14 protein-coding genes, 3 tRNA genes and 1 rRNA gene are annotated in these 14,449 nt (G+C 47.7%); 17 read left to right on the top strand and 1 reads right to left on the bottom strand.

Going from position 1 to position 14,449, the window contains the following annotated elements:
• Positions 1-56: 56 nt before the first annotated feature.
• The 4 genes from BMX58_RS13730 (at position 57) to BMX58_RS13715 (ending at position 1,694) form a co-directional block, all read left to right on the top strand.
• A tRNA-Gln gene (locus tag BMX58_RS13730) sits at positions 57-128 on the top strand.
• Between the two features lie 22 nt (positions 129-150).
• Positions 151-221 (top strand) — tRNA-Cys (locus BMX58_RS13725).
• 45 nt (positions 222-266) lie between these two features.
• Positions 267-350: transfer RNA gene (locus BMX58_RS13720), tRNA-Leu, on the top strand.
• A gap of 210 nt (positions 351-560) precedes the next feature.
• On the top strand, positions 561-1,694 hold the full coding sequence (locus tag BMX58_RS13715; protein ID WP_084254045.1) for a PrpF domain-containing protein: 1,134 nt from the start codon (positions 561-563) through the stop codon (positions 1,692-1,694).
• 83 nt (positions 1,695-1,777) lie between these two features.
• Here BMX58_RS13715 and BMX58_RS13710 read toward each other — a convergent pair whose 3' ends face one another.
• Positions 1,778-2,875: a PucR family transcriptional regulator gene (locus BMX58_RS13710; RefSeq protein WP_068624873.1), complete on the bottom strand. Its 1,098-nt coding sequence runs from the start codon at positions 2,873-2,875 to the stop codon at positions 1,778-1,780.
• 281 nt (positions 2,876-3,156) lie between these two features.
• Between BMX58_RS13710 and BMX58_RS13705 the strand changes: the two genes are divergently transcribed.
• The 13 genes from BMX58_RS13705 to BMX58_RS13640 form a co-directional block, all read left to right on the top strand.
• Positions 3,157-3,459 carry a hypothetical protein gene (locus BMX58_RS13705; RefSeq protein WP_068624875.1) on the top strand — a complete coding sequence of 101 codons (303 nt, stop codon included), beginning with the start codon at positions 3,157-3,159 and terminating at the stop codon, positions 3,457-3,459.
• 55 nt (positions 3,460-3,514) lie between these two features.
• Positions 3,515-3,907 carry an acetyl-CoA carboxylase biotin carboxyl carrier protein subunit gene (locus BMX58_RS13700; protein WP_068624877.1) on the top strand — a complete coding sequence of 131 codons (393 nt, stop codon included), beginning with the start codon at positions 3,515-3,517 and terminating at the stop codon, positions 3,905-3,907.
• A 24-nt stretch (positions 3,908-3,931) separates the two neighbouring features.
• A complete protein-coding gene (locus BMX58_RS13695) occupies positions 3,932-5,053 on the top strand; it encodes a sodium ion-translocating decarboxylase subunit beta (protein WP_068624879.1) in 1,122 nt (373 codons plus the stop codon).
• 28 nt (positions 5,054-5,081) lie between these two features.
• A complete protein-coding gene (locus tag BMX58_RS15020) occupies positions 5,082-5,213 on the top strand; it encodes an OadG-related small transporter subunit (protein WP_068624882.1) in 132 nt (43 codons plus the stop codon).
• 14 nt (positions 5,214-5,227) lie between these two features.
• Positions 5,228-6,622 (top strand): oxaloacetate decarboxylase subunit alpha, encoded by a 1,395-nt coding sequence (locus BMX58_RS13685; protein WP_068624883.1) that lies wholly within the window; start codon positions 5,228-5,230, stop codon positions 6,620-6,622.
• A gap of 40 nt (positions 6,623-6,662) precedes the next feature.
• A complete protein-coding gene (gene citX / locus BMX58_RS13680) occupies positions 6,663-7,202 on the top strand; it encodes a citrate lyase holo-[acyl-carrier protein] synthase (protein ID WP_068624885.1) in 540 nt (179 codons plus the stop codon).
• Positions 7,203-7,682: 480 nt separating this feature from the next.
• Positions 7,683-9,023 carry a CitMHS family transporter gene (locus BMX58_RS13675; protein ID WP_068624887.1) on the top strand — a complete coding sequence of 447 codons (1,341 nt, stop codon included), beginning with the start codon at positions 7,683-7,685 and terminating at the stop codon, positions 9,021-9,023.
• Between the two features lie 101 nt (positions 9,024-9,124).
• A complete protein-coding gene (gene citG, locus BMX58_RS13670) occupies positions 9,125-10,006 on the top strand; it encodes a triphosphoribosyl-dephospho-CoA synthase CitG (protein ID WP_204243815.1) in 882 nt (293 codons plus the stop codon).
• A 25-nt stretch (positions 10,007-10,031) separates the two neighbouring features.
• Positions 10,032-10,388, top strand: a complete 357-nt coding sequence (locus BMX58_RS13665; RefSeq protein ID WP_068624889.1) for a CidA/LrgA family protein — start codon at positions 10,032-10,034, stop codon at positions 10,386-10,388.
• The gene (locus BMX58_RS13660) at positions 10,381-11,064 is read left to right on the top strand and encodes an LrgB family protein (protein WP_068624891.1); all 684 of its coding nucleotides are present in this window, start codon (positions 10,381-10,383) and stop codon (positions 11,062-11,064) included. Before BMX58_RS13665 ends, BMX58_RS13660 begins: the two co-directional genes overlap by 8 nt.
• A 610-nt stretch (positions 11,065-11,674) precedes the next feature.
• A complete protein-coding gene (trpE, locus tag BMX58_RS13650; RefSeq protein WP_068624893.1) occupies positions 11,675-13,105 on the top strand; it encodes an anthranilate synthase component I in 1,431 nt (476 codons plus the stop codon).
• Positions 13,106-13,702, top strand: coding sequence for an anthranilate synthase component II (locus tag BMX58_RS13645; RefSeq protein WP_068624895.1), 597 nt, complete (start codon positions 13,106-13,108; stop codon positions 13,700-13,702).
• A 548-nt stretch (positions 13,703-14,250) separates the two neighbouring features.
• A 16S ribosomal RNA gene (locus BMX58_RS13640) occupies positions 14,251-14,449 on the top strand; the annotation flags it as partial.

Below are 14,449 nucleotides of genomic sequence, written 5' to 3'. Positions count from 1 at the left end.
ACCGGTTTGTGGATCCGGCATTCGTGGGTTCAATTCCCATCAGTCGCCCTCTTTATTGGGCTATCGCCAAGCGGTAAGGCAACAGACTTTGACTCTGTCATTCGTTGGTTCGAATCCAGCTAGCCCAGTTTTTTCAAATAGCAACATCTCGGCGGTATAGCCAAGTGGTAAGGCACAGGTCTGCAAAACCTCTATCACCGGTTCAAATCCGGTTACCGCCTTTCCATGGAAACATCAAGATGGAAACTTGCAACATTCATAATCATGCCGGCGTGGCGGAATTGGCAGACGCGCTGGACTCAAAATCCAGTGCCCGCGAGGGCGTGCCGGTTCGACCCCGGCCGCCGGTATCACACAAAAAACAAGCTCAGAAAGATGATTTTCATCTCTCCGGGCTTGTTTTTTTGCATGTTCAAATCTTTATTGTTGGTTTCGCGCATATCGGTAAGGAATACCCTGTCATTCCAAAACGGTATTTCAGTTATGGCTGACCACCCTGTATAATAAGCAGTTAATCAAAGGTACGTAAATAGTTCGGTGGAAAAAGGATGGTAATGCAAATGAGAGCTTTTAAAACAGTCTATATGCGCGGGGGCACGAGCAAAGGGTGCATGTTCAAACGGGACGATTTGCCTACGGATAAGAAAGAATGGGACGAAATATTTCTGAAGGTGATGGGGAATCCCGATCCGAAACAAATAGATGGCATGGGCGGGACGGTTTCTTCAAACAATAAGATTGTGGTTGTGTGGGAAAGTGACTTGCCGGAGGTTGACATCGAATATTTGGTGGGTCAAGTGATAGTAGGCGAGGACCGGATCGATTACAAAGCCAATTGCGGCAATATGACCGCGGCAGTCGGACCGTTTGCTGTCGAAGAAAAGATGGTTACCGTCAGTCAACCCGTTACAACGGTAAGGTTGCTGAATCAAAATACGGGGAAACATATCAACATCGAAGTTCCGATCGATCCGGAAACGAATACATTTGCGGATAAAGGCGATTGCCGGATAGCCGGCATCGATGGGACGGCCGCGGAAGTCTTGGTGAATTTCGTGAATCCGACCGGTGCCAAAACCGGAAAGCTCTTTCCGACTGGAGAACGCAAGGAATCCTTTGTTCTTCCTGACGGGCGTGTAATCGATATTTCTGTTTTGGATGTTGGCGGTCCGCTTGTGATCGTACATGCGGGCGACGTCGGGAGTTCCGGTACAGAAATGCCGGAGGTGCTCAGCGGGAATGCCGAACTATCCGACTTGGTCGAATATATCCGGGGAAGCGTCAGCATCATGTTGGGTTTTGCCAAAGACTTGGAAGACGCGGTTGTGAACAGTCCAGGCGTGCCGAAAATAGCGTTGGTGAGCAATCCACAAACTTATGTGGATATTGCCAAACAGCCTGTCACTGAGTCAGAAATGGATATTTGCGCTCGCGTCTACTCCATTTTTAAGTGCCATAAAGCCATACCGGTGACGGCTGCCTGCGGAATCAGTGTCGCTGCCTTGTTCGAAGCGACGATTGTGCAAGCAATTACCGGAAAAGTTGAAGCAACAAATGGCGTGCGCATCGGCCACCCTAGCGGAGTGATGAAGATATTTCCGAAGGTAGACTTGGAAAAGAATGACGTGCAAGAGGTAGGAGTTCAGCGTACCGCGCGCAGGATAATGGATGGAAGGGTGTATATTCCCGATTGAAAGCAAGCAGGGCGATTTGCCCTCAAAAAAAGGATTAAGAGAGAGCCACAAGGGTCTATCTTAATCCTTTTTTATGTTCATTATTAAACCAAGCATGTTTGCAGAAATACAAAAGTGCAGGAATAGGAATCAAAGAGATCGACATCCAATAATTGAGATAATTTTTTGATGCGGTAATAGACTGTATTTTTATGGATGAACATTTTTTCGGCAGTCCTTTTTGTATCCATACTATTTTTGAAGAAGTGTACCAATGTCTCAATCAGTTCTTCGTTGGTCTGTTTGATCTCTTGGAGCCGCTCTCTTTGGTTCTTAGCGAAGAATGCTTTGGTTTCTTGGTCCACATCCAGCAACAATAATTCAATTTCGTGATCGTCGACATGGTATAAGGGATTCTGAAGACGGTGGCGCGGGAAATTTTGATGCAACTCAGTCATCTTCTTGAATTCGTTTCTGTAATCTTCCAACCTAGAGCAAGTTCGCCCGATTACGAACTGGGTAGTCAAGGATAATTGCGATTGAATTTTCTCTCGGATCGCCATCAATTCCGAATCTAAGTCGCTGTCTTTTATTTTAAAGAGGATAAACTTGTCATCATATAGATAAGCGGAGTGTTCGTTGAAATTTGAAATGCTATTCTTCAGAATGCGGTGAATACGGTTCAACTTATCCTGCACTTCCTCCTTATCCGAGCTGTGCCGAACAATACTCTTAAAGTGAACAATATCCACCAATACAACCGATCGAGGGATAGTATGGTCGAATTGGAGCAGGTTTGCTCGCTCAACCAAATTATTGGTCTGTCCGTAAGGTTCCCGTATCAGCAGTTCAACCAGAAAATCATCCAGCATGTCAATATTGGACGGACGTGTTGTATGTTGGACGTATTTGAGGCTTTCTTCAAGCATACTTTTTAAAGAAACGGCCAGGGGCTCCAAATAGTCGCTGGAAGATGTATTGCGGATACGTAAATAAAAGAATATTTTATCTTGACGTTCAATCGGCGCATAAATGTAATTGTTTGAAGTAATGACTTGATTAATCGTATTTTCCTGAATGACTTTATCAACTTCTTTTGAAGCATAACTTTTGCCGTTGATATTGAACATCTCCACATCTGCGATTGTGACAGAGGACAAAAATTTCTTTATAAAAAGGAAATCAATCTTTGATATCTCCACGCATGAGCCCTCCTTCTTTGTTTAAAATTCCAAAAAAACGACCTATTCCAAAACAATTTATGTATCCGCAAACATATCAGCGCAAGCCGTTTTATTTTAGAATGAATTAAGTAGGCAATCCTTTATGCACTTCTGATTATAGCTTATTTCCTCTCTTTGTGGATGTGAAATAACGATTTTCTTCGGATTCTCTTTGCATTACCCAAATGGTCGGAATGAATTTGAATGGAAGTATATAAGGGGAAGGCAACGGATACATCAAAAGAAGGGGGAAGCGAGGCGTGTTTTTTTTTAGAAAACATAGGAAAGAAATTGTAGAAGAACGCAGCGTTGTGGGGCCATCCGACGAAGGACAGAACCAGTGGATGGAGTTGCCTCTGTATGTGCGGCCGTCAGCGGCTGAAGAGCAACTCTTGTCAATCATTGTCACAGCGATTGCTGCGGGAAATTCGTTTAAAAGCCAATTTGAGATAAAAAAAATATGGGTCAGAAATCCTGAAGTCATCCGGGTTTCTGCCATAGCGGCTGCAGTGGCTGATAACGGAAAACCATTAAAGATTACGTGTATATCCGAAAAGAAATAGTGCACTCAAGAACTGAAAGGATAGTCACCATTACAACAACTTAGGAGGAAATAACATGTTACGAAAATTCAAGATAAACATCGACGGGAAAGAGTATCTTGTGGAAATGGAAGAAATCGGCGGGGCACCTCAATCGGTTGTTCCGGCGCCCATGCATGCTGCATCAGCTGTTGTTGCACCTCAACCAGAAGCACCAACTCCCGTAGTTGGGCCGACGGCGGGAAACGCTCCAGGTGCTGATGCCATGACTGCTCCGATGCCAGGGAAAATCCTGAAAGTTTTGGTCAATGTCGGCGAAAAAGTGACGGAAAACCAGCCCTTGATGATCCTGGAAGCAATGAAGATGGAAAATGAAGTCGTTGCAGCATCTGCCGGAACCGTAACCGGCATCCATGTCATGACTGGTGAAGTAGTGAATGCCGGCGACGCTTTGATCACAATCGGATAAAAAAGACTAGGAGGAAGTGAAACAGTGGAAGCATTATTAACAGGAATCACATCCATTACAATTGGACAGATCACCATGATGATCATCGGGGCTGTGCTGATGTATCTGGGGATCAAAAAAGAATACGAACCGACTTTGTTGGTGCCGATGGGATTGGGGACGATCCTCGTCAACTTCCCGGGGACCGGCGTTCTGACGCAGATGGTCAACGGCAGCGAAGCGGAGGGTGTCCTGGATGTCCTTTTTGAAGCCGGCATCAGCACCGAGCTGTTCCCGTTATTGATCTTCATCGGCATCGGGGCCATGATCGACTTCGGTCCGCTGCTGCAGAACCCGTTCATGCTCTTATTCGGTGCTGCCGCCCAGTTCGGGATCTTCTTCACGATTGCGGTAGCCGTCTTTTTCGGATTCGACATCCGGGAAGCCGCTTCGATCGGCATCATCGGCGCCGCTGATGGCCCGACGGCCATCTTCGTATCGAACCAGTTGGCGCCGAATCTGTTGGGACCGATCACGGTCGCGGCCTATTCTTACATGGCTTTGGTGCCGATTATCCAACCGATCGCGATCAAAGCCGTCACGACCAAGGCCGAACGCCGCATCCGCATGACCTACAAGGCGGAAGGCGTTTCGAAGATGACGAAGATCCTCTTCCCGATCATCATCACGTTGATCTCAGGTTTCATCGCACCGATTTCTTTGCCGCTTGTCGGCTTCCTGATGTTCGGCAATCTGCTGCGCGAGTGCGGTGTTTTGGACAGACTGTCCTTGACTGCCCAAAACGAATTGGTCAACATCATCAGCATCCTATTGGGTCTGACGATTTCCGTCAAGATGCAAGCTGATCTGTTCCTGAACCTGCAGACGCTGATGATCATCGCCTTCGGTCTGGTCGCCTTCATCATGGATTCCGTCGGCGGCGTGCTGTTCGCGAAACTGCTGAACCTGTTCCGCACCCAGAAAGTCAATCCGATGATTGGCGCTGCCGGCATTTCGGCTTTCCCGATGTCCAGCCGGGTCATCCAGAAGATGGCGACGGATGAGGATCCGCAGAACTTCGTTCTGATGTATGCGGTCGGCGCGAACGTTTCCGGCCAGATCGCCTCCGTCATCGCCGGCGGCCTGTTGTTGGGCTTCTTCAGCTGACCCACTATTCATTTGAAAGGAGATTGACATGAGCACTTTTGAAAATTTTCAGATCGCCCTGGAACTGATGCTGTTTGGGATGGGCGGGATCTTTCTCGTCCTCTTCCTACTGTATCTTGTTTCGATTGTACTGATCAAACGGTTCCCGGCCGAGAAATGATGGAGTTGATGAACATGAAGAAAAAAATCCGTTTTATGGAGACAGTCCTGCGCGACGGTCAACAAAGTTTGATTGCAACACGTATGCCACTATCAGATATGTTGCCGATCATCAAAACCATGGATGAAGCCGGCTACCACTCCATCGAAATGTGGGGCGGGGCTACCTTCGACTCTTGCATCCGTTATTTGAACGAGGATCCTTGGGAACGTCTGCGCACGATCCGCAAAGAAGTCAAAAACGCAAAACTGCAGATGCTTTTGCGCGGCCAAAACTTGTTGGGATACAAACACTATTCCGATGATGTCGTCAGCGCGTTCGTCGAAAAATCGATCGAAAACGGCATCGACATCGTCCGCATTTTCGATGCCTTGAACGACACGCGCAACCTGACGACCGCCATTGAAGCCGTCAAAAATGCGGGCGGGCATTGCCAAGCCGCGATTTCCTACACGACGAGCGCCTTTCACACCATCGACTACTTCGTCGGTTTGGCCAAAGAGTACACCCAAATCGGGGCGGATTCCATCTGTGTCAAGGACATGGCTGGCGTATTGACGCCGGACGCAGCCTATGAATTGGTTAGCCGCATCAAAGCTGCCGTTGATCTGCCCTTGGAAGTTCATACCCATGCGACGAGCGGCATCTCGGAGATGACCTACCTGAAGGCGGTGGAAGCCGGTGCGGACATCATCGATACCGCGATTTCGCCGTTCGCTGGCGGCACGAGCCAACCGGCGACGGAAGCGATGGCCATCGCCTTGGAAGGTTTGGGTTATGATACCGGGTTGGATCTGACGCAACTGGCTGAGATCGCCGACTATTTTGCGCCGATCCGCGACCGCTTCCGCGAAGAAGGCATCCTGAATCCGAAAGTCAAGGACGTCGAGCCGAAGACATTGATCTATCAAGTGCCCGGTGGCATGTTATCCAATCTGTTGAGCCAACTGACCGAACAAGGGCTGCAGGCCCGCTATGACGAAGTTTTGGCGGAGGTGCCGAAAGTGCGCGCTGACCTGGGCTACCCGCCGCTCGTCACACCGCTTTCCCAGATGGTGGGCACGCAAGCATTGATGAACGTCCTCGCCGGTGAACGCTACAAAATGGTACCGAACGAGGTCAAGGATTATGTGCGCGGCCTGTACGGCAAATCGCCGGTTCCGATTGCCGCTGACATCAAAGAAAAAATCATCGGCAAGGAAGCGCTTGTCACGGTCCGGCCGGCGGATCTTATCCCGCCGCAGTTGCCAATATTTGAGGCAGAGATTTCCAAATATGCCAAAACACCTGAGGATGTCCTGTTATATGCGGCTTTCCCACAGCAGGCTATGGATTTCCTGGGGAAACGGGAAGACCGATTCTATGGAATACCCGTGCAGATAGTCGACGTAAGCATCGCAATCGATTGATCAACGAAGAATTTACTGACTACAAAGAGAGGTGTGCGAGATGACCTTCAACCTTTTTAGAACTGGAAAGGCGGTTCAATTGGATGAAATACTTAGAGCCCGTGATAAGCGAGCCGCAAAGCAGCGTGAGCTGTTAACGCTTTATCCAACCCATTCGCTTCTGGTTGCGACATTGAATATCCCGGGTCCGATCAAAGATGTGCCGATTCTCGACGAAGTGTTCCAAAATATCCGCAATGCGATTCATACCGTCTTGACTGAGGTGAACCCTTTAAGCTCTCATTATTCACATGTGCGCACAGGGCAAGAATACTTCCTGACCGTACCGATAGCTCCGGAAAGTTTGAAGCAGTTGATGGTGGAAATTGAAGAAAACCACCCATATGGTCGAGTTGTGGACTTAGATGTGCTCTTTTTGGAGGATGGACACTTGCGGAGCATCAGCCGTAACGATTTGGAAATGCCGATGCGCAAATGTTATTTATGTGGAGAAGACGCCAAAATCTGTGGGAGAAGCCGTGCCCACTCTATTGAGGAAATCCAGCAGAAAATTTCCAGGATTATTTTGTTTAACCAATGAAAATTAGTTATTAAAGTCCGGTCTAGCAATCCGCTGTAACAGACAGTGCATACTAGACCGAACTTTTTTTGTATTCAATCCAGAAAGTGATAAATCAGGATTTTTTAGGTTTGTGCGAACCTACAAAAAAACGTTTTCAACGCAGCCCTTTCTTGTATTCTCATACATATTATTTACCTTGTTAAGAATATATCATATGTATGAGCTTAATGTTAAAGCGTTGAAAGGAGCCTATTCCCAACAAACTTCCTTTGAAGGCTACTTTTGATGTGATGATAGGTAAGTAATTGTTTAGTCATGAAAAGGGGGAGTGAGATTTAGTAGGATATCCGTAACGGAGGGCAAAGTTGTCTCTGGTTAGTATTTGGTGAAAGGGTTTTCTTTTTGGATGAACATACACTGATTCGTTCATATGCAATAAAACTTTTATGATTTCCGATCTAAAGGAATCATGAAAAATAATAAAAAGGAGTTGTATCTATGTTATTGACCATTTTAGCGTATTTAATGATTATTATCTTTATGTTTGTGATTATGAAAAAAATGCTTTCCCCATTCACTTCGTTAGTGCTGGTTCCGTTGGTGTTTACTCTGGTTGCTATGTTAGCTGGTGTTTCCAATGAAGGAAACATTGGGGAATTCTTACTTGAAGGTGTGACCACTACTTCCAAAACAGGTATCATGCTATTGTTCGCAATTCTCTTTTTCTCGATCATGTTGGACGCAGGCCTGTTCGATCCGATTACGAAAAAAATGATTCTTTTCGCAAAAGGCGATCCTATGAAAGTATTGATTGCGACAGCTGTGGTCGCAGGGGCCGTTTCTTTCAACGGTGACGGAACCACTACAACATTGATCTGCTGCTCTGCGTTTATTCCTATCTACAAGAAATTGAACATGAGAATGATGAACTTCGGAGTATTGGTCATTTTGCAGAATACAATCATGAATCTGCTGCCTTGGGGCGGCCCGACTGCGCGAGCAATGGCGGTATTCGATGTGGATGCCAGCATCCTTTCTTATCTGATGCCAGGCATGATTCTTTCTGTCATTTATGTAATCTTTTTTGTGGCACCGCACATGGGACGTAAGGAACGCGCTCGTTTAGGGGTTACCTCTTTGACTGAAGCAGAAATCGAAGAAATGACTTCAGTGACAGATCCAGAGACGCTGGAACTACGCCGTCCGCAGAACTTTTTGTTCAATGCCATCCTTACCATTGGCCTGATTGCTTGGCTGGTTGCCGGATCCTTCATTGAAGCCATCTCCATCCCGCCGTTGTTCCTATTCTTGGTCGGTACTTGTATCGCATTGATGGTGAACTATCCTAATCTGAAAGATCAATCAGCTCGTATCGGCGCAAATGGCGGGGATGCTGTCCAAGTCGTAATACTGGTATTCGCGGCAGGAGTATTCATGGGCTTGTTCCAAGGCTCCGGCATGGCGGATGCTTTGGCACAAAGTTTCATTACCATCATTCCGGAACAATTAGGTAAATATTGGGCAATCGTAATCTCATTTATTTCTGCGCCGGGTACATTCTTCATTTCCAATGATGGCTTCTATTTCGGAGTGATGCCTGTATTAGCTGAAGCTGGTAGAGCCTATGGATTCACCAATATGCAGATGGCTTTGGCATCGTTGATGGGGCAAGCGTTCCACAATATAAGCCCATTGGTTGCCTTCATCTATTTACTGCTTCGCCTGACCGGTTTGGACATGGGTCAATGGCAAAAGGAATCCGCAACTTATGCTTTAGGGATTTTTGCGATATTTATGGTTACGGCAGTCGTTCTTGGGTATATACCTTTGAGCATATAGTTAACACGCGATAGACAATAATAATTGAAAACGAATAGGAGCTCCCAACATGCATGATTTGTTGGGAGCTTAACGTACTAATTAAGATGAGGAGCATTAAGATGGAAAGGATGACGCAACATAAACTGGTCATCGACTGGGCTGAAAAAGCACTCTTGTATGAAGTTGCCGCCACGCCCAAGCCGGGGCTAGTCGATCGTAGGGACAATGGCGCCCATGAGGATATGGATTTTTTTACTTTTCTTGACAGCATTCGGGCTTTAGCGCCTTTTTTTGACGACTACTTTTATGCGGGGTATTTCCATAATGACACTATGCCGGAACTGTTCAGGAGAATAAGGACAATCGGCAAAAAGGCAGAGCAAGCGATGATGACTGCCACTAAAGGCATCAACACGCATAAAGGCGCAAATTTTTCATTTGCAATCATTTTGAGTGCAACTGGCTACTTTCTGCGGGGGAAATCAGCATGTGATAACTGCAGCGTGCTATTCACCAAAGACGACACGAATAGCATCCTGGAAATCGCAGCCGAGATGTGCCATGGCCTGGTGACAAAGGATTTCGCCGGCCTGGAAGCGAAAACGGATTTGACCTATGGGGAAAAATTATACCTGGACCACGGTTTGACCGGCATCCGGGGCGAGGCGGAGGCGGGCTATCCGGCGTTGGATAGGGTAGTACTGCCATATTTCAGGGAAAACAGGCATCAGAGCCGGGAAGAGTTGTGTTTGAACGGCTTGGTTCTGTTGATGAGCACGGTGGAGGATGGCAACATCATTCACCGCGGAGGTATCGAGGCCTGGCAACAAGTGAAGACAGAGACGCGGCTGATGACCCAGTGTTGCTTGTCCGAGGAGCCTTTGCGGGCATGGCTGACGGAGTACAACCGTGAAATGATCAAAAGAAGATTAAGCCCGGGAGGCGCAGCGGATTTATTGGCATTAGCCATCTTTTTCGCCTTGTTGGAAGGGCTATTTTGAAAAAATACAGCAGGAGGTGCAAAACATGCGTTATGCAAAACAATTTTTATTGCTTCTGGTGCTCACGCTCGTGGGAGAAATGTTCAACGACTTGGTTCCGCTTAAGATTCCGGCAAGCATTTGGGGGCTGCTGCTGTTGCTGACGATGTTAAAACTAAAAATCATCCGTTTGGAGCAGATAGAAGAAACAAGCCATTTTCTGATCACGATTTTGCCGATACTGTTCATTCCGCCAACATTGGGCATCGCTGGAGAATGGGGAAATGTGAAGGGCTTGTTGCCCGAAATTTTTTTGGTCGTTATTGCGACCACAACACTGACGATGGTCGTATCAGGTAAGCTGACCGAGCTTATCCTCGTGCGGAGAAGAGAAGATGATTGATCTGGGGGCGTTCGGCGGCATTACTGTCTGCATGGCATGTTTCTTCTTGGGGAAGAAGATACAGAAGCGGACGAAATCGGTCCTCGCCAATCCGATTATTCTGGCCGTATGTTTCATATTGTTGGGTTTATCGCTCATTCAGGTCGAATATGAGGCGTTCATCAGGAGCACGCAGCCGCTTACGGCCTTGTTGACACCGGCGACCATTGCTTTGGCGGTACCTTTGTACAAAAACCTGGCAAAATTGCGGACCGATATCATCCCGATCCTGGTGGGCGTGTCCAGCGGGGTCTTCACCAATCTGTTGAGCATCTTGCTGGTGGCCAAATTACTGCGTTTTTCCTATTCTGAGTACATCACTTTTTTGCCGAAATCGATCACGACCGCAATCGGTATCACGATTGCCGAAGATTTCGGCGGGCTGGTGGGGATTGCGTCGCCGATCATCATCTTTACGGGCATCTACGGGAGTATCATTTCCGAGTCTGTCATCCGCAAATGCCGGCTGACGCACAAAGTAGCAAAAGGGGTTTGCATAGGCACTGCTGCCCATGCCATCGGTACGGCAAAGGCGATGGAATTGGGGGAAACAGCGGGCGCGGCAAGCAGCTTTTCGCTGATCGCATCTGGGATCCTTACGGTTTTGCTGGCCCCCATTTTTGCGGGGCTGTTCTGAATCGGAACCGACTGGGGCGTTTTGTTGGTGCTCGTTTTTTGTAAAAAATGGAAGGTTTACCTGTTGACAATAATGAGAAAAGGATTATAATGGATTAAAATTACACTAATAAAATCTGTGATGAGAAGTAGTATCCAGCGGAAATTGGTCAAAGCGAGTTCGGGGCAGTGAAAGCCGAGCACTGTAGCTGCTGGTGAATGGATCTCTGAGACGTGATGCGAAAATAGAGTAGCAAAAACCGGGAGTCCGCCGTTAAAAGGACGGGGTATCGAGTAACATCCGTACCCGCAGAGAGAGTTTTGTACTGAGGTGGCATAACGAATGGAAACATTTCGTCCTTTTAGAGGAGGAAGTGTTTTTTTCTGTCTGATCAGCGCGCAGCAGCGATACAGCCCGGATAAAGGGGAAGTATCCTGTTCTTTGCTTACGCAAGCAAGGGATGCCCAGCGCCAAGATCGACAGATCCGTTTGCTGACTTACGGTACAGAACTAATATGGGTGGCACCGCGGCTACATCGTCCCATTATAGGGGATGTTGTGGCTTTTTTTGTACCCAAAATCCCCTGAATCAGTCAAAAATAATGAAAAAATCTCATTAGGGGTGAACAGAATGTTTAATCTGACAGCAACAGAATTCGCAGCAGCAAAAAAGCATAACAAAGTATTTCCGCTACATTTGACGGTCAATGCGGACCAATTGACGCCCATCGGTATGTATTACAATCTCCAAGGGGAGCATAAATTTTTGTTCGAGAGCGTCTTTTCCGAGCGGGAAATCGGCAGATACTCCTTTATGGGGGCGAATCCTTACAAGAGCATCACAAGCATGGGCGAAGACGTGACGATCATCACAGACGGACAAGCCGTGCACAAAAAAGGCAAGGTGCTCGATTACGTCAAGGAGCATGTGTCGATCCCTTATCTGGAAACTGACATCCCGTTGCCTTTTGTCGGCGGCGCGATCGGATATGTAGGCTATGATGTCATCCGCCAATACGAAAAGCTGCCGCATGTGAACCCGGATGAATTGCAGGCGCCCGAAGCCTACCTGATGTTCTACAGGCAATTCATCAGTTACGATCACTATCAGCACAAAATGACGCTCGTCCATAATGTTTTCCCCGAGGACACGGAGGATTACGCAACAATCACCGCCAATTTGGAACGATTGGCCGAAACGATGAACCAGACGAACGGCATCCGGCCTTTCCAGGAGGTGAAGCCGGATCAGGAGGTTTCCGCAAACGTCAGCGAAACGGAATTTTGTGCAATGGTCGAAAAGGCGAAGGAATACATCAAAGCCGGCGACATCTTTCAGGTCGTCCTCTCGCAGCGCTTGACCATCAAGTCCGAATCGGAACCGTTCGATATCTACAGAAGACTGCGCACGAAGAATCCGTCGCCGTATCTCTTCTATATCGATCTGGGCGATTTCCAGGTGGTCGGCTCATCCCCGGAAAGTCTCGTCACCGTCCAGGACGGCGAAGTCATGACGAATCCGATTGCCGGAACGCGCAGAAGAGGGAAGGACGAAGCAGAAGACAACTTATTGAAGCAGGAGCTGCTTGCCGACGAAAAGGAACGGGCGGAGCATGTGATGCTGGTGGATCTGGGCCGCAACGACATCGGCAGGATCAGTGAGTTCGGCAGCGTCAAGCTGGATAAATTCATGGAAGTGGATCTCTACTCCCACGTGATGCACATCGTTTCGAAAGTGACCGGCAAGCTGAAACCAGGTCTGACCTGTTTCGAAGCTTTGAGCGCTTGTCTGCCGGTAGGGACCGTTTCCGGTGCGCCGAAAATCAGGGCGATGGGCATCATCGACGAATTGGAAAAGACGAAGCGGGGCATCTATGCCGGGGCGGTCGGCTATTTCTCCTATAACGGCAACATGGACACGTGCATAGCCATCCGCACCATCATTCTGAAGGACGGGTTCGCCTATCTCCAAGCCGGCGCCGGGATTGTGCATGATTCCGTTCCGCAATCGGAATACACCGAGACACTGAACAAAGCCATGGCCTTGAAGGAGGTAATCTGAATGATTCTGTTGATCGATAATTATGATTCCTTTACTTATAACCTTTACCAATACATCGGAGAAATAGATCCGGATGTGCTGGTCGTGCGGAATGATGCCCTGACGCTGGATGAGATGAAGACGATGGATTTGGACTGCATCATCCTTTCCCCAGGGCCGGGAGTGCCTGAGGATGCCGGCATCTGCGTCGATGTGGTCAGGGAGTTTGCCGGTAAAGTACCTCTGCTTGGGATCTGCCTCGGGCATCAGGCCATCGGTTATGCCTATGGCGGCAATGTTATCCGTGCAGAAACGCTGAAGCACGGCAAAACATCCATGGTCACGCATAACGGGGACCCTCTTTTCCAAGGGATACCTTCCCCATTCGAAGTGATGCGTTACCATTCACTGGTTGTCGAAGAAAAGGGCCTGCCTGAAGAACTGGAAATACTCTCCAAAAGCGTGGATGATGGCGTCATCATGGCGATGAAGCACAAAGAGCATGCCGTCTATGGTCTGCAGTTCCACCCCGAGTCCATCTTTACAAAAGATGGTCAGGCACTCATCCGCAATTTCTTGGAAGGAATTGCCAAAAAAACTGCGCTGCCAACGGACTGAGCGGAAAAATCCATCAGAGCTTCCGACTGCGAATTTCGGAAGCTTTTGTTGGAATAACAAGGATTTGGACCGCCGATTTGCAATCCGGATAGGGAAAGAGGCCAGTGTTTTTTTGGTGTAAGTCGAAGCCTATTAAAAAAACAAAAAAATTCGTTGACAGCAATCGGATGCGATGATAGTATATAGAAGTTGTCCGCGGGAATCGGATGTGAAATGATTTAAAAAATTGTTGACATGTGATTTTGAGCGTGCTATTATATAAAAGTTGCTGCTCAACGCATCTGCAAGCCGATAACGCTTCTGAAAAAACTTCAGAAAAGGCTTGACGGAGAGCCGGAGCCGTGATAATATGAATAAGCTATCACGTAACGAGTGATAACGATTGACCTTTGAAAACTGAACAAAGAATGAACGAACCAAATGTGCAGGGAGCTTCGATTTCGGTCGAGGCAAACGAAGGCGATACGCAGTATCGCAAACATAAAGTCAGCAAGAAATTAAGAGCTATTCAGCTTAACATGTAGGATTTCTGTACAAGAGTCCAACTTTTACATGAGAGTTTGATCCTGGCTCAGGACGAACGCTGGCGGCGTGCCTAATACATGCAAGTCGAACGGTCTTTTCTATGGAAGCTTGCTTCCGCTGAGAAGATAGTGGCGAACGGGTGAGTAACACGTGGGTAACCTGCCCATAAGAGGGGGATAACATCCGGAAACGGGTGCTAATACCGCATAGGTTTCTTGGTCG

Origin of the sequence: Trichococcus ilyis, assembly GCF_900109135.1 — a bacterium.
Lineage (GTDB): Bacteria > Bacillota > Bacilli > Lactobacillales > Aerococcaceae > Trichococcus > Trichococcus ilyis.
Note: the sequence above shows the minus strand (reverse complement) of the source record. Positions and strands in the feature narration are given on the sequence as shown.

Excerpts from the sequence above, each read along its gene's own strand:
- citX (WP_068624885.1), top strand. The coding sequence starts at position 6,663 with ATGACCTTCAACCTTTTTAGAACTGGAAAGGCGGTTCAATTGGATGAA.
- BMX58_RS13665 (WP_068624889.1), top strand. The coding sequence starts at position 10,032 with ATGCGTTATGCAAAACAATTTTTATTGCTTCTGGTGCTCACGCTCGTG.
- citG (WP_204243815.1), top strand. The coding sequence starts at position 9,125 with ATGGAAAGGATGACGCAACATAAACTGGTCATCGACTGGGCTGAAAAA.
- BMX58_RS13645 (WP_068624895.1), top strand. The coding sequence starts at position 13,106 with ATGATTCTGTTGATCGATAATTATGATTCCTTTACTTATAACCTTTAC.
- trpE (WP_068624893.1), top strand. The coding sequence starts at position 11,675 with ATGTTTAATCTGACAGCAACAGAATTCGCAGCAGCAAAAAAGCATAAC.
- BMX58_RS13660 (WP_068624891.1), top strand. The coding sequence starts at position 10,381 with ATGATTGATCTGGGGGCGTTCGGCGGCATTACTGTCTGCATGGCATGT.
- BMX58_RS13700 (WP_068624877.1), top strand. The coding sequence starts at position 3,515 with ATGTTACGAAAATTCAAGATAAACATCGACGGGAAAGAGTATCTTGTG.
- BMX58_RS13685 (WP_068624883.1), top strand. The coding sequence starts at position 5,228 with ATGAAGAAAAAAATCCGTTTTATGGAGACAGTCCTGCGCGACGGTCAA.
- BMX58_RS13715 (WP_084254045.1), top strand. The coding sequence starts at position 561 with ATGAGAGCTTTTAAAACAGTCTATATGCGCGGGGGCACGAGCAAAGGG.
- BMX58_RS15020 (WP_068624882.1), top strand. The coding sequence starts at position 5,082 with ATGAGCACTTTTGAAAATTTTCAGATCGCCCTGGAACTGATGCTGTTT.
- BMX58_RS13675 (WP_068624887.1), top strand. The coding sequence starts at position 7,683 with ATGTTATTGACCATTTTAGCGTATTTAATGATTATTATCTTTATGTTT.